The sequence below is a fragment of the Stenotrophomonas sp. YJH_SMC_123 genome (assembly GCF_059368215.1).
On record NZ_JCAFRM010000004.1, the window covers coordinates 315,674 to 337,376 of the forward strand.

Below are 21,703 nucleotides of genomic sequence, written 5' to 3' on the forward strand. Positions count from 1 at the left end.
GGCTACGCCCATGGCGTCAGGCCGCTTCGTCGTCTTCTTCGCCAACGGGGCATTGGCCTTTCCATTGCTGCTTCCACAGCACATGCAGGTCGCGGCAGTACGCGCCGAGCGCCTCGCCCGGCAGTTGCCTCGCCTTGAACCGCAACTGGCGACGCGTAAAACCGTCGTCGTACTCATCCGGCAGTACCAGCACGGCACACTGGTCGTGGTACATCAGGAAGTCGCGGCAGTGATCATCCTCACTCATCCACGCATCCAGGTGCCTGTCGCTCAGCTGCGCTGACTCGAAGGCGACTGAGGGTTGGACGACGATGATCTTCGTGGCTTTGAACCTGGACGCTTCGGCCTGCCAGCACACCATCAGCGCCAGCAACATGAGCGCGGTCGACGTCATACGGTGTTTCATGCGGTTGCCCTGGTGGAAGAGGGCAACAGCATTGACCATGCAGGCCGCGCAGGGCCATGCAAGGGTTCTGAAAATGCAGTTGCCCTTGCCGTCGGCAACGCTGGGCAGCGCGTAGGCTCGGCGTTACATCGCACTTACGCGCATTCGTCGGTCCACATCATCTCGGCGATCGGGCGCAGTGCCTTGCATTCCTGCGTCATGTCTTCGGCTGACTTCACCTTGGCCTTGGCCTTCAGTTCTTCGGTCATGGCATCCACGCCACTGATCTGGTCCGGCGCGATCTTCGTCACGCAGGCGCGGTGCTGCTGCAACAGCAGGTCACAGCCGGGTACGCCGGTCACCCTCGGTGCGCTGGCCGCCTGCGCGTCCTGCATCCAGTCCTCGAACGGTGCCAGCGCGCCGGTCACGGTACCCACCAGATCGTCGAAGTTGCCGCTGTACCAGTAGCCGTTGTCCTTGGCCGGGTACAGGGTGAAGGTGCCGCTGACCGGCACGCGCGCACCGCTCTGCAGCGCCTGGGTGTAGGCGTCGGTGAACTGCCTGCGCGCGGCCGGGCTGGCGTCGGCTGCAAGGCTGGCGGCGAACAGCGGGCGCACCTTGCCGAGGTCGGGCACCTGGCAGCTGAAAGTGATGCGCGCCAGCTTCTGGTCTTCCACGTACTCGTTGTCTTCAATCACGCTCTTGCTGGCGCGGCACTTCGAATCACGCAGGGCCTTGGCATACAGCGCTTCGCTGGCGGCCGCGTCGGCCTTTGCGCCGGTGCTGGCTAGTACGACCTGCCACGGTTCGGCCAGCGCCTTGGCCAGCGCACCCGGGTTCGGGGTCACCGCGTCCTGGCCTTCGAACGCCGGCTTCAGTGCATCGTTGAGCGCGCGGGTCGCCACGGCGTCATCTTCCAGCAGCACGCGTGCGTACAGGTCGAAAGCCTGTTCGGGCGTCAGTGTGGCCGGGGCGGCGCCGGCCAGCAGCGGGGCCGCCAGCAGGGCGCTGGCCAGCAGGGTACGCAAGGGAGTCTTCATGACGGTGTTTCCTGTTCCAGAGGCGCGCAAGCGTAGCGCATCTTTGCGCAGGCCCGATGGTGCCCTGTGGCCGCCTGCCGGCGCGCGCGGGCCCAAAAAAAAACGGGCCCCTTGCGGGGCCCGTTCGATCGCACGACGAGGAGCGATCGGTAAATCAGAAGCTGGCGCGGACGCCGACCGAGTACTGGGTGACGTCGCGGTAGCCGGCGATCTCGCCCACTACACCCCAGGTCTTGGTGAAGTTGACCTGGCCGCCAACGGTGCCGACCCAGGTGCCCTTGTAGTTGTTGCCGCCATCCATGTAGCCGGCCTTGGCCCAGGCTTCGGTCATGCGCGACGGCTTGCCGCGGATACCCATGGTGACGCGGCCCAGGTTGGTGTGGTCCTTGCCGTGGTAACGCACGCCGTCGTAGCGCAGGGTCGATTCGGCGTTCTGGCGCACCCAGGCGGCATCGGCGGTGAAGTCCAGGCGGTCGGTCCACGGCATGTGGTAGCCGATACCCAGCTCCGGCTGGTTCAGTTCCAGCTTCAGCGAGTCTTCGCCGTAGTGGCGGGTCTTGCTGGTGCGCGACCAGCCACCGAACACGTAGACCTGCTCGGCCAGCGCGACCGAGCCGCGCAGGTAGCCGCCGTCGACCTTCGGGTCGTCCAGCACGTTGTCGTCAACCTGGACCTGGGTCCAGCCGCCTTCCACGTAGGTGTAGCTCAGGGCGTCGGCCGAAGCCGAGAACGGAGCAGCGGCCAGCAGGGCGGCCACGATCAGGATCTTGCGCATGGGAATTCCTGTGAATTTCAGTCCATTGGCGGGCCTGCCCTCGCGGCTGCCCGTGGCGACCTCATGTCGCCCGCTGCGGATTTTAATGAAAGTTTTACAAAATGCGAGAGACGGCCGTCACAGGCTGGAGCCGGCCTGCAACGGGGTCGGATCCGTTTTCCGTCGGAAAACGGCTCTGACCCGTAGCGATTTCGAGAGGGCCGGGATCAGAGCCCCGTCCAGCGGAAAGGGATCCGACCCCGGGCATCCCACCCCGTTCAGCACGGGCTGGTACACTAGCCGCGCCGGTTCGCCGGTACACAAACGTCTTCAGGGCGGGGTGCAATTCCCCACCGGCGGTAGGTGCGCAAGCACGAGCCCGCGAGCGCCCCGGCCCACGGCCGGGGGTCAGCAGATCCGGTCCAATGCCGGAGCCGACGGTCATAGTCCGGATGAAAGAAGACGGTGCCACAGGGCCTTCGCGGCCCTGCGCCCGCCTGTTTGCCTTGCGGCGTTTTTCGCTCACTTTTCGCGGAGAACGTTACTTGTTTACTGGAATCATCGAAGGCGTCGGCCGTCTGGCCGCACGCGAATCCATCGGCGGCGATGTCCGCTTCACCTTCCACGTCGGGAATCTGCCGTTCGACCACGTGCAGATGGGCGAGAGCATCGCCATCAACGGCGTCTGCCTCACCGTCATCGCGTTCGACGCCAGCAGCTTCCAGGCCGATGCCTCCACCGAGACCCTGGGCCTGACCACGCTGGGCCAGTTGGGCGAAGGGGCGGTCATCAACCTGGAGCGCGCCATGCGCCCGACCGACCGCCTGGGCGGCCATCTGGTCAGCGGCCACGTCGACGGCCTCGGCCAGGTGCTGTCCATCCATGACGACGCGCGGGCCCAGCGCTGGCGTTTCGCCGCGCCGGCCTCGCTGCGCCGCTATATCGCCAAGAAGGGCTCGATCTGCGTTGACGGCGTCAGCCTCACCGTCAACGAAGTGGACGACGACGGTTTTGAAGTCGCCCTGATCCCGCACACCGTGGCCAACACCGCCTTCTCCGCCACCGGCGTGGGCAGCGCGGTCAATCTGGAAATCGATCTGGTGGCCCGTTACGTCGAGCGATTGATGGGTGTGCCGAGCAACGGTCAGCACCCACAGGGAGACGCAGCATGAACTTCGCCCCGATTCCGGAAATCCTGGAAGACATCCGCCTGGGCCGCATGGTGGTCATCGTCGATGACGAAGACCGCGAGAACGAAGGCGATTTGATCATGGCCGCCGAGCTGGTCAAGCCGTCGGACATCAACTTCATGGTCACCCACGGCCGCGGCCTGGTGTGCCTGCCGCTGACCCGCAGCCGCGCCGCCGACCTCGGCCTGGCGCCGATGGTGCAGGCCAATACCGCCCAGTTCCAGACCAACTTCACGGTCAGCATCGAGGCCGCCGAGGGCGTCACCACCGGCATTTCGGCGCATGACCGCGCGCATACCATCCGCACCGCGGTAAAGCCCAATGCCAAGCCGTCGGACCTGCACCAGCCGGGCCACATCTTCCCGCTGATCGCCCAGCCGGGCGGCGTGCTGACCCGCGCCGGCCACACCGAAGCCGGCGTCGACCTGGCCATGCTCGCCGGGCTGGAACCGGCCGGCGTGCTGGTGGAAATCCTGAACCCGGATGGCAGCATGGCGCGCCGCCCGGAGCTTGAAGTGTTCGCCCGCGAGCACGGCCTGAAGATGGGCTCCATCGCCGATCTGATCGCCTACCGCCTGGCCACCGAAAAGACCGTCGAGCGCGTGGACGAGCGCGAGATCGACACCGAATTCGGTCCGTTCAAGCTGGTGACCTACCGCGACCGCATCGCCCACGACCTGCACTTCGCGCTGGTTCGTGGCACGCCGGATGCGGACACCCCGACCCTGGTGCGCGTGCAGGTGGAAAACCCGCTGGCCGACCTGCTGCACTGGCGCCGCGACGACTTCGGCGTGGCGGCCACCGATGCCCTGCGCGCGATCGATGCCGAGGGCGCCGGCGTGATGGTGGTGCTGTCGGCCCCGCGCGACGGTGAAGCCCTGCTGGCCCGCCTGCGCCAGCAGCCGGCGCCGGTGGTGCCGGGCAAGGACAAGGATGTGGGCCAGTGGCGCCGCAACGGTGCCGGCGCACAGATCCTGTCTGACCTGGGCCTGGGCAAGCTGCGGGTGCTGGGCACCCCGCGCCGCCAGGTTGGCCTGGCCGGTTACGGCCTGGAAGTGGTGGAGACGGTCACCCTGTAATGGGGGATTGCCGGCCAGCGGCCGGCACTACCGGTGGGTGCCGACCCCATGCCACCGGTGGGTGCCGACCGTTGGTCGGCACACCCTGCGGGCCCCCGCCAGCCACGGCCGGGGCCCATCCACGCTAGAATTACCCCCTTATCGAGTCCCCAAGCCGCATATGAGCCACTACGAAGGCGATCTTCGCACTCCCGAGTCGGCGCGCTTCGCCATCCTGGCCAGCCGCTGGAACGCCCGCATCACCGACGCGCTGGTCGCAGGCGCGCGCCTGAGCCTGGCCGGCAACGGCATCACCGAAGCCAACATCGACGTGATCCGCGTGCCGGGTGCCTGGGAACTGCCGCTGGTGGCCGCGCGCCTGGCCGCCGCCCATGAACACGCCGCCATCCTCACCCTGGGCTGCGTGATCCGTGGCGACACCCGCCACTACGAACACGTGGCCGACCGCTGCGCCGAAGGCCTGATGCGCGTGCAGCTGGATTTCGGCGTGCCGGTGCTGAACGGCGTGCTGGCGGTGGAACGCGTTGAAGACGCCGAGGCCCGCGCAGGCGGCAGCCACGGCAACAAGGGCGAGGAAGTCGCACTCGCCGCACTGGAAATGGTCAATCTGCTGGAGCAACTGCCATGAACAAGAACACCCAGGGCAAGCCCTCCGGTAAACCCGTCCGCCGCGATGGCGTCGATCCGGTGCTGCGCTCGCGCGCCCGCCGTCGTGCCGTGCAGGCCATCTACGCCTGGCAGATCTCCGGCGGCAACGCACAGTCGCTGATCGCCCAGTTCGCCCACGAGCAGGCCCGTGAAATTGCTGACCTGGCGTACTTCGAGGCGCTGCTGCACGGCGTGCTCGACAACCGTCGTGACATCGACGAAGCGCTCGGCCCGTACCTGGACCGTGGCATCGAGGAAGTGGACGCGATCGAACGCGCGGTGCTGCGCCTGGCCGCCTACGAGCTGCGCTACCGCCTGGACGTGCCATACCGCGTGGTGATCAACGAAGCGATCGAATCGGCCAAGCGCTTCGGTTCCGAACACGGCCACACCTACGTCAACGGCGTGCTGGATCGTGCCGCCGTGGAATGGCGCAAGGTCGAATCGGGTCACTGACCCGATTTCTGTAGAGCCGAGCCATGCTCGGCTCACCGTGCAGCGCACGGTTGCGTTCGGCAATGCGGCGCGTGATCGAACTGCAGCCGAGCATGGCTCGGCTCTACAAAAAAGCAGAACGCCCCATGTCCCTGGCCGAATTCGCCCTCATCGACCGCATCCGCGCCCGCACCCTCGAGCGCGACGACATCCTGCTCGGCATCGGTGACGACGCCGCGCTGCTGCAGCCGCGTGCCAACGAGCAACTGGTGGTCACCGCCGATACGCTCAACAGCGGCGTGCACTTCCCGGTTGAGACGCCTGCCTTCGACATCGGCTGGAAGACCCTGGCGGTCAACCTGTCGGACCTGGCCGCGATGGGCGCGCGCCCGGCGTGGTGCACGCTGGCACTGTCCCTGCCGGAAGCGTCTGAAGATTGGATCGAGGCCTTTGCCGATGGCTTCTTCGCCCTGGCCGACCAGCACGACATCGCGCTGATCGGTGGCGACACCACGCGTGGTCCGCTGTCGCTGTCGGTGACCGCGATGGGCCAGGTCGGGCGTGGCCAGGCCCTGCGGCGCGACCGCGCGCAGGTGGGTGATGATGTCTGGGTGAGTGGCACGCTGGGCGATGCCGCCGGCGCGCTGCGCCTGTGGCAACAAGGTGCGTTGAGCATCGCCACCGCCACGCTGCTGGCCGACTACGAAAGCCTGCGCCTGCGCCTGCTGCGGCCGACGCCGCGCGTGACCCTGGGCCTGCGCCTGCGGGCCTTCGCGCACGCGGCGGTGGATGTGTCCGACGGCCTGCTGGCCGACCTCGGTCATATCGCCACGCGTAGCACCGTGGCCGCGCATGTGGACGCCGATTCGCTGCCGATCTCGCACGCGCTGCGTGAGCTGCTCGGCCGCGACACTGCGCGCGACTGCGCACTGCGCGGGGGCGACGACTACGAACTGTGCTTCACCGCCGCCGCCGACCAGCGCGACGCACTGCACTACCTCGCCGAATCGCTGGACGTGCCGCTCACCCGCATCGGTCGGATTGCCGAAGGGCAGGGCGTGCATGTGGATGGCGAAGCCGCCGACGGCGGTTACCAGCACTTCGCGTAGCCGCAGCGGTACCGCCCTGCTGGGTGCCAAGCTTCGGGGTGGGGTCAGATCGATGTTGCTCTGGTAGGTGCCAACCTTGGTTGGCACGGATGTGTCAGCCGCGCGTGCCAACAGCGTGTCGACCAAGGTCGACACCTACCAAAGCGGAGGCGCATCGGTGCGCTCTGGTAGGTGCCAACCTCGGTTGGCACGGATGTGTCAGCCGCCCGTGCCAACAGCGTGTCGACCAAGGTCGACACCTACCCAGGCGGGAACACCTCGGTGTTGCTCTGGCAGGTGCCAACCTCGGTTGGCACGAATGTGTCAGCCGCCCGTGCCAACAGCGTGTCGACCAAGGTCGACACCTACCCAGGCGGGAACACCTCGGTGTTGCACTGGTAGGTGCCAACCCTGGTTGGCACGGATGTGTCAGCCGCGCGTGGCAACTCCGTGTCGACCAAGGTCGACACCTACCCAGGCGGGAATACCTCGGTGTTGCTCTGGTAGGTGCCAACCTTGGTTGGCAGGGATGTGCCAGCCGCGCGTGCCAACACCGTGTCGACCAAGGTCGACACCTGCCCAGGCGGGAACACCTCGGTGTTGCTCTGGTAGGTGCCAACCTTGGTTGGCACGGATGTGTCAGCCGCCCGTGCCAACATGGTGTCGACCAAGGTCGGCACCTACCCAGGCGGGAACACCTCGGTGTTGCTTTGGTAGGTGCCAACCTCGGTTGGCACGGATGTGTCAGTCGCGCGTGCCAACAGCGTGTCGACCAAGGTCGACACCTACCAAAGCGGAGGCGCATCGGTGCGCTCTGGTAGGTGCCAACCTTGGTTGGCACGAATGCGTCAGCCGCCCGTGCCAACAGCGTGTCGACCAAGGTCGACACCCACCAACGCGGGCGGGTTACACGTGCGGAACCGCTGTATCGAAGCGGTTGTTGCCCGGCGTGCCGGGTAGCAGCAGGAACACCAGCACCACCAGGCCCACGATCGGCACCAGCATCAGCAGGCACCACCAGCCGGAACGGTCGGTGTCATGCAGGCGGCGCACGGTCACTGCAATCATCGGCACGATGATCGCCAGCCACACCAACGCGCCCACGCCCGTCGATATCAGTGCCAGCGTGCTTGAACCGGTGTAGCCAGCAATGAAGCCCAGCACATTCGACGGTATCAACAGGATCATGATGAACAACTGGAACCACCAGAACTCACCGCGGCTGGCGCGGCCATTGAACTGTGCATAGCGGACAAGCGGAATCATCATCTTGTGCATCCGGGCACTCCCTGAAAAGAAGTGCGCACTATTGGTGCTCCTGTGATGATGAGCCATCGGAATCGTTGCAATTGCGCGCAGCGTGCAACTGAACTGAGCGCTTCCCCGCACTTCTCGTCGTTGGATGCTTACACCGCCCGCAACTGCACATCCACATACTCGGCCAGCCCACGGCAGGCCAGCAACAGCCCTTCGCGCGCGCCGTCACCCATCTGCTGGTCGATATCCCCGTCCACGCGCACACGTTCGGTGGCGTGCAGCAGTTCCAGCAGGAAACTCAGCCCTGCATTGGCGCGGTCGATGCGCGCCAAGGCCAAACGCTGTCCGGGTGTGCGGTTGCTGCCGGGCCACGGCTGGCCATCGGCGGCATCGCCCTGGCGGATGTACTGCAGGCACGCCTGCAGGGTGATGGCCCCGGCGCTGTTGCCGCTCTGCAGCGCAACGAAGGTGTCTTCCAGCGTGCGGGCCAGGTCATCGGGCAGGCGCGTGGCGGCCTCGCCCAGGGTGGCGAACAGGTGCGGGTAAGGGGAAGCGGTCATGGCGGCGTCCTTGTGCAAGCGGCAAGGGGCCACCCTGCTTAACAGCGAGGGTGGCGGACGGTGCGTGGTTCCAATACCGGTGGCTAACGTCGTCAAACGCCGGCGGGCACGAGGCCCCCACGCACCGCCCGCCATAGGTGCGCGGACAGAATGCCTGCCGACGCCACCCAACAAGGAAAGGGCGACGCCGGCAGGCAAGCGTAAACGACATTAACCGAACGGGATTGGAAGCCCGTGCCACCCATTGTCGGTGGCGCTACATGATTTGCATGAAGCGCCAGTGCCGCCAATGAGAATTGTTGGAAAGTTCGAAAGCGTTGCAATCGTGCGGCGCACGCCACAGCGTGGCGATCGCGACATTCGTGTAGAGCCGAGCCGACGCTCGGCTCATCACAATCTCATCGAGAAGCAGCCGACCATGGCTCGGCTCTACAGAAAGTAGAACGCGCTTCTACCTCACCACTTGTACGACATGCTCAGATTGGCCGTCGCTTCGCGGTACCCGTGGTCACCGCGCATCACGCCGAAGCCACCCCACGCACTCAGCCCGGAACGGAAGTCCACGCGCGCGCCGGCATTCAACTCGTAGCGGTTGCGCGGCACGCTGGCCTTCAGCGCTTCATCGTCGAACGCCATGCCGTTGCTGGCGCCATCGCGGTACCAGTTGGCCACCACATACGGGCTGACCGACGCGCCGGCGGCACTGCGGCCTTCGCCCTGCAGGCGCAGGCCCACGCGGCCGGACAGACCGCTGTCGCCCAGGCTGCGCACCACCGTGCCGTTGGCTTCCTCGTGGCGATCGGTGTTGGCGTCGGTGTAGACCAGCTGCAGTTCCGGCTGCAGGCTCAGCGCGGTGCTGCCGATCTGGCCGATGCCGAAGCGGTAGCCGGCTTCCAGCGAGCTCTGCCAGATGTCCGAGTCGTAGCGTTCCTCGGCCAGGCCTTCGCCCTGCACGCGGTTGCGGAAGTGGCCGCGCTGCACGCTGGCATCCACATACAGTGCATCGTTGCTCCAATTGCCGTACACGCCGAGCGCGCCGCCGTTGAGCTTGCCGCGTGCGCTGTAGCCGGTCAGCTGTGAACGTGAAGTGGCGTCGGACTTGGCCAGCGTACCCATCACGCCCACGCGGCCCTGGCCGTTGTCGAACACGCCGATGTCCGCACCCAGCTGCAGGCGCGAGCGGTCCACGCGCAGGTCCAGCTGGTCTTCCACCGCCGACAGCTTGATCTGTGTAGCGTCCACGCGGGCCCAGCCACGCACGCCATCAATGGCGGAGGTGTTGCCGCCCTGGCGGTCGCGCCAGCCATGGCGCAGCAGCTGGTCCATCGCGAATTGGTTGGCCAGGTACGCGCCGGCTTCCGGGCGCAGCACCGGCGTGGGGTCGATCGGATCGACCGGATCGACCGGATCCACCGGATCCACCGGGTCCACCGGATCGACCGGCTTACACTCCGGCAGCGTCGGGTCGATCACACACGGATCCGGCACCCCGGCAAGTTCCGAGCGCAGGTACCAGCCGCCGTTGGTCGCGTCCTTGAACAGGAAGTACTCGTACTGCCCACCCACCGCGCGGCCCTGCAGGTCGAACTGCGCATTGGACGCACCGCCCACACGGATCAGCTCGATGCCCTTGTCGGTCTTGGCGCCTGCGCCGCCGGCATTGAGCACACGCACGTTGGCCTGGCCGTTGGCGTCGCCCTTGATGATCAGCTTGTCGGTGGCCGAACTGTCGTCGCCCAGCTGGGTGTTGAACAGCAGGGTGCCACCGGCCCCGTCGAAGGTATCCACGGTGAGCGTGTTGAACGTACTGCCATTGCCCAGCGCCACCGTGCCGGTGCTACCCAGCGCGAGATGACCGACAGTGCTGTCGCCGGACATCAGCCAGGTGCTGTCGCCGTCGATGCTGGCCGAGGTGACGTTGAAGAAGCGGCCGTCGATCTGTGCCTTGTTGCGCAGTTCCACGTTGATCATGCCGTTGGGGACCGTTGTCGTGTCCAGCACCACATCGCCAGCGATGCGCGAGTCATCGACAGTGAAATCGACTGTGGTGCGGCCAGCTGCGACAGCGGTCCGCCCTTTCAGTTGGATGAGAATTCCATCCCCTCCATGCAGTTGGCTGCCGTTGGCAACGGCGACATCGATGTGAGCATCACTGGCACGGCCATGGACCCAGATGGCTGCCGCGCTCTTGGCCGACAGGGTTGAACGGTCCAAATGCACCTCGAAATTCTGTCCGTTTGCGACTGGCGAGATGACAACACCATGATTCTCGGCATCGATACGGGAGCGGTTGTGCAGCACGAGACTGCCATGGGTCATGAGTGCCCCCACGCCGTCCGAGAGAGGATAGCCACTGCTCGTGAGCAGGGCATCAACCCTGACGGTACTTGCGTCGAGCAGGATGCGCCCACTGCCAACGCTCATCCCGGAAAAGTCCAGGCCTACGGACTGCCTGTCACTAGGTTGCTGGCCTGCACCGGGCGAGACCACAACGTGAGAGCCGGAAAGCGTAACCTGCGCTTGATCTTGTACTCGCAGGTTCCCCACGAAAGTACTGTCACGCGCGTCCAGCAGCGAATTTCCATCCAGCTTTACGGCATGTTCGGCGTAGTCGCCCGATGGCTTGCGCGAGACCGTCGAAGCAACCAGCGTTACGCGGGAGTCATCGGCCAGAATGGTCTGGGCCGCTCCTCCGTTCACGGTCAGCAGCGAGCCGTTCTTCAACGTCCACGCTTCGACCGGATCGCCAGCACCGACCTCCGCAGTCTGGCCATCGAGATCGCCGGCCAAAACGACCCCGGCGGGAAGGGACGCCAGCGCCAGCAACAGGCTGCGGAACAGCGGGCGCGGCGTCGGAGGATGGGATGCGGTGGCGGTGCGCTTCATGGGGGAATCCTTGTGTCGGAGAAGGGGGAGAGACGCGACACGACGCAACCGCATTCAGACGAAGTGCCGTATATCCTTCATCTCCGTGATGATGGCGTGAAGGGTGGGCAATTGCGAAGTCACGTGTCTCTACTGGCGCCAGTCTCTGTGCGCAGCCCGGCCGAACCCATGCAAAAAGTTGTAAAGCACACTGAACACCGGTAGCGCCTTCAGCTTTCAGCCAGCACTGCGACAGCCTGTCGCAGGCGGGTTGCAAGTGATTCGATGGAGGCAGTGACAGGAGATGACGAGCATGGCGCCTCCTTTCAGGAGCAACCCCATGCATACACTCACCCCACGCCACCATGCGCTGGCCGCCGCCCTCGCCATTGCACTGCTTGCCAGCATTCCCGCCTCGGCCCAGCAGATCGTGGCCGACGGCGACGACCAGATGCCTGCCGAAGGCGATTACCACACCACTGAGCCGGTGCTGCCGGGCGACCCGTCGGGGCATGCCTTCTACGCAATCAACGGCGGCCGCATTCTTCCGACAGGGCCGGTCAATCTCTCTACCGAAGGACGCGGAGCGCACGCTGCGCACGCCGAGGGCGCCGGCAGTCTGATCTTGTTGCAGGGTGCATCGGTGAGCACCACCGGCATCTCCGCAGCAGGCGCGTCAGTTGCCGCAGGCGCCCGACTGGAGGCCGCCGATGCAGTGATCGAGACACGCGGCAACAGCGCCCACGGGGTACAGGTGCAGGGCGCGGATGCCGTGCTGAGAAACGTGCAGGTCCGCAGCACTGGCGGCGATGCGCTGCGGTTGATGGGGGGCACGCTGCAGGTTCAGGGCGCTCAGTTGCAGGTGAACCGCTACGGTACTTACGGTCTGTATGCGAATGCGGGCACAGCAACGCTGGATGGGGTCCACATCGACATGGCGGGTGACGCGGGCAATGGTGTCCTGGCGACCGGCACGGCCGAGGTCGTCCTGCAGGACGCGAGCATTGGACGCGTGGGTCATTCGGGTGTGGCCGCAACGGCGCATCGCGGCGCGCGCCTGGTGATGAAGGGTGTGGACATCGACATGCGCGGTGACGCCGCCGTCGGTCTGGCGATGGGAGGCAGCGTAAACGTTTCCGACAGCCGCATCAGCGTGCAGGGCACCCATGGTCGCGCCGTCGATCAGTCAGGTGGTGCGCTGGACGTGCAGAGCAGCGAGCTGTCCGGCAATACGGGACTGAGGCTGATGGACAATGGCAGCGTGAACCTGCGTGACAGCAGTGTCCGCAGCGAGCTGGTCGCATTGGATATCAATGGCCGAGGCAACGTCGTGACAGTGGAACGCAGCTCGCTTGCAACGTCTGCAGGTACCGCCATCTGGATGCCGAACGATTCCACGCTGGTGCTGAGTGAGTCTTCAGTGGTGGCCCAGGGAGACGGTGGGTTCGGCCTTGATGCACGAGGCGGCAGCGCGCAGCTTTTCAGTACCAACCTGCGCACAGGGGGGCGTTCTGCCCATGGTCTGTATGCGCAGGGCGGCGCGGGGCGGCCGCCCGTGATCGAGGCGGTCGATACCCAGGTGCTGACCGAAGGAGATGGGTCTGCTGCGGCGATTGCGCGCACCGGCGGGACCGTCACGCTGGTCGACAGCCGCTTGCAGACCGTCGGCCGATCCTCGCACGGTGTCATTGCCGGTGGTGCTGGGCAGATCGCTTTGAACAACACCCATGTACGCACCGAAGGCGAGGGCGCGTGGGCGGCGGTGATCAATGACAACGGTCGGATGCGTATCGACGGCGGCTCGCTGGTGAGCGTCCAGCATGGTGGCGTATGGCTGCGTAGCAGCCGCGACCCGGGCCTGACCCTGTCCAATGGTGCGGTGGTATCGGGCGGCAATGGCATCGCCTTGGCACTGGATGCCGCAGTGGCCGGGCGCTTCGATGTGGTGCTGGAGGGCCGCTCGCGGATGGACGGTGACATCGCCATCACCCCGGAGGACGAGGACGCTGGGCTGCCGCCACAGTCGGACGTGCATGTACGGCTGGCCGATGGTTCGCTGTGGCAGGGTTCGTCGGATCTGGTGCAAACGATGGCGATCGAGAACGGCAGCCAGTGGACGCTGACCGGTGATGCCACGGTGGGCGAGTTGCAGGTACTCAACAGTGGCGTGGCCTTGTCCGACGGCAGCGGCCGTTTCAATACGCTCACCGTGGACGGCGACCTGCACAGCGCAGGGGCGACGTTCCTGTTCCAGGGCACGCTGGCCGGCGATGACAGCGCGATGGACCGCCTGCACGTCCGCGGCGACAGCTCCGGCGACGCGCTGATCGCGGTGAAGAACATCGGTGGCGTAGGCGCACCTACAGTGGATGGCATCGCGCTGATCGAGATCGACGGTGCATCGCTGGCGAGTTACACGCTGAGCGGCCGCGCGGTGGGCGGATCGTACGAGTACTTCCTGTTCCAGGGCGGCCTGGCCGATCCTTCCGATGGCAACTGGTATCTGCGTTCGCAGTGGTTCGATATCTGCCAGGACGACCCGGCCGCACCGGGGTGCGTGGTCGATCCGGGCCCGGATCCGGATCCGGATCCAACCGATCCGACTGATCCGACTGATCCGACTGATCCGACTGATCCGACTGATCCGGGCGATCCGATCCTGCCGCCACCGGTGCTGCGCCCGGAAGCGGGGGCTTACCTGGCCAACCAGTCGGCGGCGATCAACCTGTTCGCGCACCGCATGCACGAGCGCAATGGCGCACGTTCGATGGACGGCGAGCGCCAGGCCTGGGCACGCGTGGGTCGGCAGCAGGCGGATTTCAGCGCGGTCGGCGGCCAGCTGTCGATTGATGGCAACACCTCGATGTTGCAGATCGGCACTGACCTGCTGCAGCGTGGCAACGCGGTTGCCGGTGTGATGCTGGGCAGCGGCCGCGCCGACAGCAGCGTAGTGTCCGATCTGACCGGTTACAGCGCCAAGGGCCGGGTGCGTGGCAGCGCCGTGGGTGGGTACGGCACCTGGATGCAGGAAGCGGACGGCACGCGGGGCGCGTATGTGGATGCAGCCCTGCAGTACGGCCGCTTCGATAACCGCGTGCAGGGCATCGGCCTGGCGCCGGAGCACTACGACTCGCGCATGGCCACTGCGTCACTGGAGTCCGGCTACACATTCAATGTGTGGCAGGACACCGCCAGCGCACTGTATGTGCAGCCACAACTGCAGCTGAGCCATGTCGATTTCCGCGCCGATCGCCACGTGGAGAGCAACGGTACGGTGGTCGACCATGCCGACGCCGGTGGCCTTAGCGGGCGCCTGGGCGTGCGTGTGTTCGGCCATGGCACGGCCGCCGGCAACACCGTGCAGCCGTACCTGGGCGTGAACTGGCTGCGTGGCAGCGGCACCAGTACGTTGCAGTTCAACGGCGGCACGCTGGGTGCGGACGTGCCGCGCAACCGCTATGAAGTGCAGGCCGGTGCCGAGCTGAGGCTGGGCCAGCGTTGGGGTGCGTGGGGTGGCGTGAGCGTGCAGCGCGGCGATCATGGCTACCGCAACGTAGGCGGCCAGCTGGGTCTGCGCATGGCCTGGTAAGCGCATGAAGCGGGGTCGGATCCCATTGCCAAGGCAATGGGCTCTGACCCCCAGTTGCTGCTGTAGAGCCAAGCCTATGCTCGGCTCACTGCGATCTGGACGAAGGTCAGCCGAGCAGGGCTCGGCTCTACAATCGCGCCGATCCGGGACTGGACCTGAACGTTGTCCACGTCTGTCGCGATTGTCCATTGAATGACTGCGCAAACGGTGGCGATGCTGCCGCCCTGTCTTCTGCCGGTTGCCCGCGTGTCCTCTCCCGAACGTTCCCACAACGCCGCCATCGATGGCCTGCGTGCACTGGCGGTGCTGGCCGTCGTCCTTTTCCACACCAACGCGACGTGGCTGCCCGGCGGCTTCACCGGTGTGGACCTGTTCTTCGTGGTGTCCGGCTTCGTGATCAGCCAGTCGCTGGCCTCGCGCGCCCAAGCATCGCTGGGTGCGATGCTGCTCGATTTCTACCGGCGTCGCGTGCTGCGCCTGTTGCCGGCGCTGCTGGTGATGCTGCTGGCCACCTTCGTACTGTCGGCACTGTTCATTCCCCGCGCGTGGCGCAATGAACAGTTCGACCAGACCGGCTGGGCCGCGCTGGTCGGTTTCAGCAACATCGTGCTGGCCGGCCAGCAGGACGATTACTTCTCGCCCGGCGCTGAACTCAATCCGTTCCTGCATACCTGGACGCTGGGTGTGGAAGAGCAGTTCTACCTGGTCTTCCCGCTGTTGTTCTTCGTGTGGTTGCGCGGGCGCGAGCGCTGGCCGGGGTCGCGTTGGCTGTTGCCGGTGCTCACCGTGCTGTCGCTGGCGTGGGCGGGCTGGCAGGCGCAATCGGCGCCGGCGTCGGCGTTCTATCTGCTGCCGGCGCGGTTCTGGGAGCTGGCCGCGGGTGCGCTGCTCTACCAGTGGATGCATAAACGTACGCCACGCCAGGGCAGCGACGCGGCTGCCGTGGCGGGCCTGGCGCTGCTGGCCGCGGGTGTGCTGATCGCCCCGCAGTTGGCGATGCCGGTGCCGGGCGTGCTGGCGACCGTGGCCGGTACCCTGCTGCTGTTGGCGGGCGTGTCGACAGCGGGGACATCGCGCATCGCCCGTGCGCTGGGCTGCGCACCGCTGGCCTACCTGGGTCGGCTGTCCTATTCGCTGTACCTGTGGCATTGGCCGCTGCTGGTACTGCTGCGCTGGACGTATGGTCTGCATGGCGTCGCGCTGTGGCTGTATCCGGTGCTGCTGCTGGCGGTGTCGGCCGCGTCCTACCACTTCATCGAGCGCCCGCTGCGCAGTGCGGCGCCGCTGCTGCGGCTGGCACCGGCCAAGGTGCTGGCGATGGCGTTTCCGCTGGTGGCGCTGTGCGGTGCCGGCGCCTGGGCCACGGTCGAGTACCACGAGCAGGTCTCGCTCAGCGTCACCCGCAACGGCTACGCATGGCAGGCGCGTCGCTACCCGGCGTGGCGCCCGCTGGAACCGGTGAGTGCGCCGGCGCTTGAAGGGCGGCGCCTGTTCGTGGCCGGCGACTCGCATGCGGCGGCGTATCGCACCATGACCAGCATGGTCGCGCGGCAGACCGGCATGGAGGTGCGCCAGCAGGATCGCGGCGGCTGCAGCTTCGTCAACCTGCTGCGGGCCAGCCCGGCCGACTGCCAGGACTTCATTGAAGACACGCTGTCGACCATCGAACGCGAGGCGCGCCCGGGTGACATCGTGCTGCTGGCGGCCTTGCGCATGCCGGAACTGCGTGGGTTCGACTGGCAGCGGCAGGATGCACAGCAGATCTATCAACAGCTGCTGGCCGAGCGCACGCCCGCGCATGCACAGGCTGCACGCGACGAAGCCGAACGCGTGCTGGGGCGTTTGCAGAAGCTGGGCGTACAGGTGGTGATCGACGCACCGCTGCCGCTGTTCAAGGCCGGTGCGTACCGCTGTTCAGACTGGTTCAACCGCCGCAATCCGGCGTGTGCCGGCGGTCTGAGCATGCCGCGTGCGGATCTGGAAATGCTGCGGGCGCCGCAGATGGCACTGCTGGATGACCTGGCGGCACGTTACCCGTCAATGACCGTGTGGGATCCGCTGCCGCTGCTGTGCGGGCCGCAGACCTGTTCGGCGGTGGAAGAGGGCGAACCGTTGTTCTTCGACAACGATCACCTGAGCGGCCATGGCAACCGCGTGCTGCTGCCCAGCTTCCGGCAGACCCTGATCGATATCGCAGCCGACAAGACGGTGTAGAGCCGAGCCCACGCTCGGCTTGCGCGATCTGGTCGAAGAGCAGCCGAGCATGGCTCGGCTCCACAGGAGCGCGAAGGTGAACGACACGTTGTTGTAGAGCCGAGCCCACGCTCGGCTTGCGCGCACAGCGCGGGCGTCATCGCGATCTGGTCGAAGAGGAGCCGAGCATGGCTCGGCTCTACAGGAGCGCGAAGGTGAACGACACGTCGTTGTAGAGCCGAGCCCACGCTCGGCTTGCGCACACAGCGCGGGCGTCATCGCGATCTGGTCGAAGAGCAGCCGAGCATGGCTCGGCTCTACAGGAGCGCGAAGGAGTGCGCGCAGTCTATGCCGGCGGCAGCACCTTGCCCGGGTTGAGGATGCCGTCCGGGTCCAGCGCAGCCTTGATCGCGCGCATCGTTGCCAGCGTTTCCGGGGTGAAGGCCTGCGCCATGAAATCGCGCTTGGCCAGGCCGATGCCGTGTTCGCCCGACAACGTGCCGCCCAATGCCAGCGTCAGCTCGAAGATCCTTGGCAGCGCGGCATGTGCGCGTGCGTTCTCGTCGGCATCCTCCGGGTGGTAGAGGATGTTGACGTGCAGGTTGCCGTTGCCGGCATGGCCGAAGGTGACGATGGTCAGCGTGTAGTCACGTGCCAGCGCCTGCACGCCGGCCACCAGCTCCGGAATGCGCGACACCGGGACCACTACATCTTCATTGATCTTGCCCGGCGCCACACTGCGCAGCGCAGGCGACAGCGCCTTGCGCGCCGCCCATAGCTGGTCGCGTGCGCGGCCTTCCATCGCCACGTCCAGTTCGATCATGCCGTCGCCTTCGGCGGCGCTGGCCAGGGCCTGCAGCAGATAGGGCAGGGTGTCGTGGTCACCATCGGCCTCGACCAGCAGCATCGCACCGGCCTCCGGCACGTCAGCACCATTGAGCCGCAGCAGCTCCAGGCTGCGCGCGTCCATGAATTCCAGGCGGGTGGGTACCACCGGCTGCGACATCAACCGCGACACGGCGGCCGCAGCCGCATCGGCATCGCGGTACAGCACGCGCAGCCCGGCCTGGCTGACCGGCAACGGGGTCAGCTTCAGCGTGGCTTCCACGATCAGTGCCAGCGTGCCTTCGCTGCCCACCAGCAGATGGGTGAGGTCGTAGCCGGTGGCGTCCTTGGTGTAGGCACCACCGCAGCGGATCACCTCGCCGGTGCCGGTCACCGCCACCAGGCCCAGCACGTTGTCGCGGCTGGTGCCGTACTTCACCGCGCGCGGGCCGCCGGCATTGCAAGCGAGGTTGCCGCCGATGCTGCAGATCTCGGCGCTGGAAGGATCCGGCGCCCAGAACAGGCCATGCGGGGCCAGTGCCTGCTGCAGGGTGCCATTGAGCACGCCGGGCTGCACGACCGCGCAGCGATCACCGGCGCGGATCTCGACGATGCGGTCCATGCGGGTGAACGACAGCACGATGCTGCCCGGCTGCGGGACGGCTGCACCGGTCGTGCCGGTGCCGGCGCCGCGCGCGACCAGCGCCACGCCATGCGCGCGACAGGCACGTACCAGTGCCTGAACCTGTTCGACGTCGGCGGGCAGCGCCACGGCTGCCGGACGCTGGCGGCGCCATGAATTGTCCTGCGCGTTGGCCTCCAGCGCGCTGTCATCCATGCGCCAGCCCTCCGCGCCCAGCAGGGTGGACAGTTCGGCGACCAGGGCAGCAGGCAGGGCAGGACTCATGACGGATCTCGAGAGGCAGCAGGAGCGGGTTGGATCAGTTTCCAGGCGACAACGGCGCCGGCCAGTGGCAGCCACACCCAGCGCAGTTCGGAGAGCAGGGTAGCCACGCCGCGTGCGCTGAAGAACTGTGGGGCGAAGGGTGAAACGCGGATCGGTCGCCACGGCGCGAAGAAGCGGTGTTCGCTCCACGGCCAGGCCAGTGCGACGCCGAGGCCGCCGGAGGTCATCGCATCCAGCAGCGGATGGCTGGCGGCACAGACGAAGACGAATACAGCGGCTTGTACGGTCGATGCCACCGTTGGCCCTGCCTTGGTAGGTGCCAACCTTGGTTGGCACGAAACCGCCGACCAAGGTCGGCGACTACCGGAGCTGTGCTGCTCCGACCAAGGTCGGCCGCTACCAAAGAATGCCAACGCCGCCGCCAATGCCGCCAGCACGCCGGCAAACAGCAGCGAATGGCTGGCACCGCGATGGCCGAAGGCATCCGCATAGGGAATGTGCAGCGCAAAGGCCAGTACATCGGCATCGGGCAGCATCGCGGCGATCACGCCTGCAACCAGCAGGCGCGGCGGGATGCGGCCACGATCAGCGGCGCACCACAGCGCCAGCGGCACGGCGGCATGGGTGATGATCGAAGGCATCAGTCACGCACCATGGTAGCGCCGGCCAGGCTGCGCTCTGGCGGGGGCCAACCTTGGTTGGCACAGACGCGCCGACCAAGGTCGGCTTCTACCAAGGCGGACAGTACACATCAGCAATCATCCAGCCGGAATGCGTCACGCAGCCAATGCAGCTGCGGCGGTTCGCCACTGGCTTCCACCACGTCGAAGCGGCAGGGCGCATTGGCCAGCGCGGGGTGGTCCTGCAGGTACAGCTGCGCGGCATGCGCCAGGCGCCGGCATTTGCGCGCATCGACTGAAGCGGCACCGCCACCGTACTCTGATCGCGCGCGATAGCGCACCTCCACGAACACCACGATGCCGGCATCGTCCATCACCAGGTCCAGTTCACCGCCGCGATAACGCACGTTGCGCGCGCGCGGCTGCAGTCCGGCCTGTTGCAGATGCTGCTCGGCGGCGGCTTCCACCGCCGAGCCACGTTGGCTGCGCTCAGCGACCACCGACGATCGGCATCGGCCGGCCGCCATTGAAGGTCGACCATGCCGGCTGGCGCAGGATGTTGCCGTTGCTGTCCAGGAACAGGGTGCCGGTGGCACCGTCCAGGCCGCCTTCGTTGGACAGCTTGTCCAGATAGGCGGTGATCTTCCAGGCGTCGGCGCCGAACGCGAACAGGCGGCCGGCCGCACCGCGTGCGCTCGGCAGGGTGCTGGCCACCTGGCTGGCCGAGGGCAGGCCGGACACGCTGCGCACGTTCCAGGCTTCATTCGGGTAGACGATGCCGTCCAGGGCCACGTCTTCTTCCACCTTGCCGCTGCCGACGGTCAGCTGCGAGGTGCCGACGCGGGTGGCGCCACCGGCACCGGCCAGCGCCAGCTGCGGCGCCAGCAGGCGGGCCTGCGGTGCACGCACGGCGAGGAACACCGCATCGACCTGGCCGGCATTGCGCACCTGCGCGCCGACATCGCCAACGGCATCGCTGACGTTGAAGGTGGCCACCACCTGCCCACCGCGCTGTGCGAAGCGCTGCGCGAAGGCGGCGGCGGAACGGCGGCCGGTGTCGTCATTGCTGCTGATCACCAGTGCGCGGTTGCGTTCGCGGCCACGCAGGTATTCGGCGGCGACGATGCCGTCGTCTTCCGGTGCCAGCGAGAAACCGGCGCTGCCGGCCGGCGGTGCGTCCTTGCCACGGTTCAGGGCCAGCACCGGCACCTGCAGCTGCTGGCGGCCGTACACGGCGTCCACTTCGTCGCGGCCCAGCGGTCCGACCACGAAGTCGGCACCGGAGGCGACCGCCTTGTCATAGGCGGCGAGGGCACCGGCCGGGGTGCCGGCGGTGTCGAAGAAGTTGATGTCCGGACGGCGGCGGCTTTCACCGTAGTAGGCGCTCAACAGGCCATCGCGCACCGGCTGCGCGGCGGTGGCCAGGCGGCCGCTGAGCGGCAGCAGCACGGCCAGCTTGGCCGGCGGGCGGTAACCGTCGCTCATCGCCGGCGGGCGCTTGCTGGTGTCGAACTGGGCCGCGCCATCGCGGTCGAACGGGCGCGGCAGCGGCAGGCCGCGCGCGATCAGCGCACGGCCGGCGAAGTTGTACAGCGGGTCGTTGGCCGGCAGCGCGGCGGCACGGCTGCGCAGGGTGGCGTCGTCGAGGGTGCCGAGCAGGCCGGCGATGGCGGCCTGGTTCTCGCTGCGCGCGCTGCCGGTCAGGCCGGCATGGGCACGGGCGCGCTCGTTGGCGGCACCGAAGGCATCGCCGGTGCCCTGCAGGGCCTGGGCGCGGGCCAGCAGCCAGCGGGTGCGCAGGCCGACCGCAACGCTGTCGGCATGATCCTTCAGCAGGGCCAGCGCCTGCGCCGGCTGCTTGTCGGCCAGCGCCAGCTCGGCACCGGTCAGCTGGTAGCGCTGCAGGCTGGCGCCGGACAGCTGGCGGGCGGTGAGCTGGCCCAGCAGGCTGCGCGCGCGGGCACTGTCACCGGCCAGATGCCAGGCCCAGGCCGCATCGGCCAGTGCGTTGCTGCGGGCACCGCCACGCAGCGTGGCGGCCAGGCCTTCCAGCTGCAGTGCGGCGTCGCGCGGCTTGCCCTGTTCGATCAGCGCCAGCGCCTGGCCCTGGGCCGGCGAATCGGGGGTGCTGGTCAGGCTGGTGGTGGCACAACCGGCCAGCAGCATCAGCGACAACGACAGGGCGGAGAACCGTGCGGCGGGCTTGTTCATGATCGGGTCCATGCGATGAGGGCAGCGGCCTTGGCCGGGTACACGCTACGATTCTAC

17 protein-coding genes and 1 riboswitch are annotated in these 21,703 nt (G+C 67.0%); of the genes, 7 read left to right on the forward strand and 10 right to left on the reverse strand.

The window, feature by feature from the left end; genetic code table 11:
- Positions 1–16: 16 nt before the first annotated feature.
- The 3 genes from AC5P5W_RS11955 to AC5P5W_RS11965 all read right to left on the reverse strand — a co-directional run bounded on the left by AC5P5W_RS11955 (position 17) and on the right by AC5P5W_RS11965 (position 2,200).
- On the reverse strand, positions 17–394 hold the full coding sequence (locus tag AC5P5W_RS11955) for a hypothetical protein (RefSeq protein WP_289213861.1): 378 nt from the start codon (positions 392–394) through the stop codon (positions 17–19).
- A 146-nt stretch (positions 395–540) separates the two neighbouring features.
- On the reverse strand, positions 541–1,425 hold the full coding sequence (locus AC5P5W_RS11960; RefSeq protein ID WP_197574527.1) for a hypothetical protein: 885 nt from the start codon (positions 1,423–1,425) through the stop codon (positions 541–543).
- A gap of 154 nt (positions 1,426–1,579) precedes the next feature.
- Positions 1,580–2,200: a hypothetical protein gene (locus tag AC5P5W_RS11965; protein ID WP_014645920.1), complete on the reverse strand. Its 621-nt coding sequence runs from the start codon at positions 2,198–2,200 to the stop codon at positions 1,580–1,582.
- 301 nt (positions 2,201–2,501) lie between these two features.
- A riboswitch (FMN riboswitch) is annotated at positions 2,502–2,647 on the forward strand.
- A gap of 77 nt (positions 2,648–2,724) precedes the next feature.
- Here AC5P5W_RS11965 and AC5P5W_RS11970 point away from each other — a divergent pair.
- The 5 genes from AC5P5W_RS11970 (at position 2,725) to thiL (ending at position 6,640) form a co-directional block, all read left to right on the forward strand.
- Positions 2,725–3,351, forward strand: coding sequence for a riboflavin synthase (locus AC5P5W_RS11970; RefSeq protein ID WP_014645921.1), 627 nt, complete (start codon positions 2,725–2,727; stop codon positions 3,349–3,351).
- Entirely contained in the window at positions 3,348–4,448 is a 1,101-nt protein-coding gene (gene ribB / locus AC5P5W_RS11975) for a 3,4-dihydroxy-2-butanone-4-phosphate synthase (RefSeq protein WP_014645922.1), read from the forward strand. The genes AC5P5W_RS11970 and ribB overlap by 4 nt, the downstream gene beginning before the upstream one ends.
- A 160-nt stretch (positions 4,449–4,608) precedes the next feature.
- The gene (ribH, locus tag AC5P5W_RS11980; protein WP_005415267.1) at positions 4,609–5,076 is read left to right on the forward strand and encodes a 6,7-dimethyl-8-ribityllumazine synthase; all 468 of its coding nucleotides are present in this window, start codon (positions 4,609–4,611) and stop codon (positions 5,074–5,076) included.
- On the forward strand, positions 5,073–5,552 hold the full coding sequence (nusB, locus tag AC5P5W_RS11985) for a transcription antitermination factor NusB (protein WP_005408062.1): 480 nt from the start codon (positions 5,073–5,075) through the stop codon (positions 5,550–5,552). Before ribH ends, nusB begins: the two co-directional genes overlap by 4 nt.
- A 125-nt stretch (positions 5,553–5,677) precedes the next feature.
- Positions 5,678–6,640, forward strand: coding sequence for a thiamine-phosphate kinase (thiL, locus tag AC5P5W_RS11990; protein WP_197574526.1), 963 nt, complete (start codon positions 5,678–5,680; stop codon positions 6,638–6,640).
- Positions 6,641–7,525: 885 nt separating this feature from the next.
- Here the strand turns inward: thiL and AC5P5W_RS11995 are convergent.
- The 3 genes from AC5P5W_RS11995 to AC5P5W_RS12005 all read right to left on the reverse strand — a co-directional run bounded on the left by AC5P5W_RS11995 (position 7,526) and on the right by AC5P5W_RS12005 (position 11,322).
- Positions 7,526–7,897 carry a DUF805 domain-containing protein gene (locus AC5P5W_RS11995; protein ID WP_142235433.1) on the reverse strand — a complete coding sequence of 124 codons (372 nt, stop codon included), beginning with the start codon at positions 7,895–7,897 and terminating at the stop codon, positions 7,526–7,528.
- 128 nt (positions 7,898–8,025) lie between these two features.
- Entirely contained in the window at positions 8,026–8,436 is a 411-nt protein-coding gene (locus tag AC5P5W_RS12000) for a hypothetical protein (RefSeq protein ID WP_197574525.1), read from the reverse strand.
- A gap of 456 nt (positions 8,437–8,892) precedes the next feature.
- Complete coding sequence (locus AC5P5W_RS12005; RefSeq protein ID WP_197574524.1) at positions 8,893–11,322, reverse strand: autotransporter outer membrane beta-barrel domain-containing protein; 2,430 nt, start codon at positions 11,320–11,322, stop codon at positions 8,893–8,895.
- A 319-nt stretch (positions 11,323–11,641) separates the two neighbouring features.
- Between AC5P5W_RS12005 and AC5P5W_RS12010 the strand changes: the two genes are divergently transcribed.
- Both AC5P5W_RS12010 and AC5P5W_RS12015 read left to right on the forward strand, forming a co-directional pair.
- Positions 11,642–14,890, forward strand: a complete 3,249-nt coding sequence (locus AC5P5W_RS12010; protein WP_495221164.1) for an autotransporter family protein — start codon at positions 11,642–11,644, stop codon at positions 14,888–14,890.
- Between the two features lie 192 nt (positions 14,891–15,082).
- Positions 15,083–17,104, forward strand: a complete 2,022-nt coding sequence (locus AC5P5W_RS12015; protein ID WP_197574522.1) for an acyltransferase family protein — start codon at positions 15,083–15,085, stop codon at positions 17,102–17,104.
- A gap of 325 nt (positions 17,105–17,429) precedes the next feature.
- Here AC5P5W_RS12015 and AC5P5W_RS12020 read toward each other — a convergent pair whose 3' ends face one another.
- The 4 genes from AC5P5W_RS12020 to AC5P5W_RS12035 form a co-directional block, all read right to left on the reverse strand.
- On the reverse strand, positions 17,430–18,815 hold the full coding sequence (locus AC5P5W_RS12020; RefSeq protein WP_197574521.1) for an FAD-binding oxidoreductase: 1,386 nt from the start codon (positions 18,813–18,815) through the stop codon (positions 17,430–17,432).
- A complete protein-coding gene (locus tag AC5P5W_RS12025) occupies positions 18,812–19,456 on the reverse strand; it encodes a metal-dependent hydrolase (protein WP_197574520.1) in 645 nt (214 codons plus the stop codon). The genes AC5P5W_RS12020 and AC5P5W_RS12025 overlap by 4 nt, the downstream gene beginning before the upstream one ends.
- Before the next feature lie 110 nt (positions 19,457–19,566).
- The gene (locus AC5P5W_RS12030; RefSeq protein WP_041864068.1) at positions 19,567–19,935 is read right to left on the reverse strand and encodes a YraN family protein; all 369 of its coding nucleotides are present in this window, start codon (positions 19,933–19,935) and stop codon (positions 19,567–19,569) included.
- Positions 19,925–21,646, reverse strand: a complete 1,722-nt coding sequence (locus tag AC5P5W_RS12035) for a penicillin-binding protein activator (protein ID WP_032956659.1) — start codon at positions 21,644–21,646, stop codon at positions 19,925–19,927. The genes AC5P5W_RS12030 and AC5P5W_RS12035 overlap by 11 nt, the downstream gene beginning before the upstream one ends.
- Positions 21,647–21,703 lie beyond the last annotated feature (57 nt).

Excerpts from the sequence above, each read along its gene's own strand:
- AC5P5W_RS11955 (WP_289213861.1), bottom strand. The coding sequence starts at position 394 with ATGACGTCGACCGCGCTCATGTTGCTGGCGCTGATGGTGTGCTGGCAG.
- AC5P5W_RS11960 (WP_197574527.1), bottom strand. The coding sequence starts at position 1,425 with ATGAAGACTCCCTTGCGTACCCTGCTGGCCAGCGCCCTGCTGGCGGCC.
- AC5P5W_RS11965 (WP_014645920.1), bottom strand. The coding sequence starts at position 2,200 with ATGCGCAAGATCCTGATCGTGGCCGCCCTGCTGGCCGCTGCTCCGTTC.
- ribB (WP_014645922.1), top strand. The coding sequence starts at position 3,348 with ATGAACTTCGCCCCGATTCCGGAAATCCTGGAAGACATCCGCCTGGGC.
- ribH (WP_005415267.1), top strand. The coding sequence starts at position 4,609 with ATGAGCCACTACGAAGGCGATCTTCGCACTCCCGAGTCGGCGCGCTTC.
- nusB (WP_005408062.1), top strand. The coding sequence starts at position 5,073 with ATGAACAAGAACACCCAGGGCAAGCCCTCCGGTAAACCCGTCCGCCGC.
- thiL (WP_197574526.1), top strand. The coding sequence starts at position 5,678 with ATGTCCCTGGCCGAATTCGCCCTCATCGACCGCATCCGCGCCCGCACC.
- AC5P5W_RS11995 (WP_142235433.1), bottom strand. The coding sequence starts at position 7,897 with ATGCACAAGATGATGATTCCGCTTGTCCGCTATGCACAGTTCAATGGC.
- AC5P5W_RS12000 (WP_197574525.1), bottom strand. The coding sequence starts at position 8,436 with ATGACCGCTTCCCCTTACCCGCACCTGTTCGCCACCCTGGGCGAGGCC.
- AC5P5W_RS12005 (WP_197574524.1), bottom strand. The coding sequence starts at position 11,322 with ATGAAGCGCACCGCCACCGCATCCCATCCTCCGACGCCGCGCCCGCTG.
- AC5P5W_RS12010 (WP_495221164.1), top strand. The coding sequence starts at position 11,642 with ATGCATACACTCACCCCACGCCACCATGCGCTGGCCGCCGCCCTCGCC.
- AC5P5W_RS12015 (WP_197574522.1), top strand. The coding sequence starts at position 15,083 with ATGACTGCGCAAACGGTGGCGATGCTGCCGCCCTGTCTTCTGCCGGTT.
- AC5P5W_RS12020 (WP_197574521.1), bottom strand. The coding sequence starts at position 18,815 with ATGAGTCCTGCCCTGCCTGCTGCCCTGGTCGCCGAACTGTCCACCCTG.
- AC5P5W_RS12025 (WP_197574520.1), bottom strand. The coding sequence starts at position 19,456 with ATGCCTTCGATCATCACCCATGCCGCCGTGCCGCTGGCGCTGTGGTGC.
- AC5P5W_RS12035 (WP_032956659.1), bottom strand. The coding sequence starts at position 21,646 with ATGAACAAGCCCGCCGCACGGTTCTCCGCCCTGTCGTTGTCGCTGATG.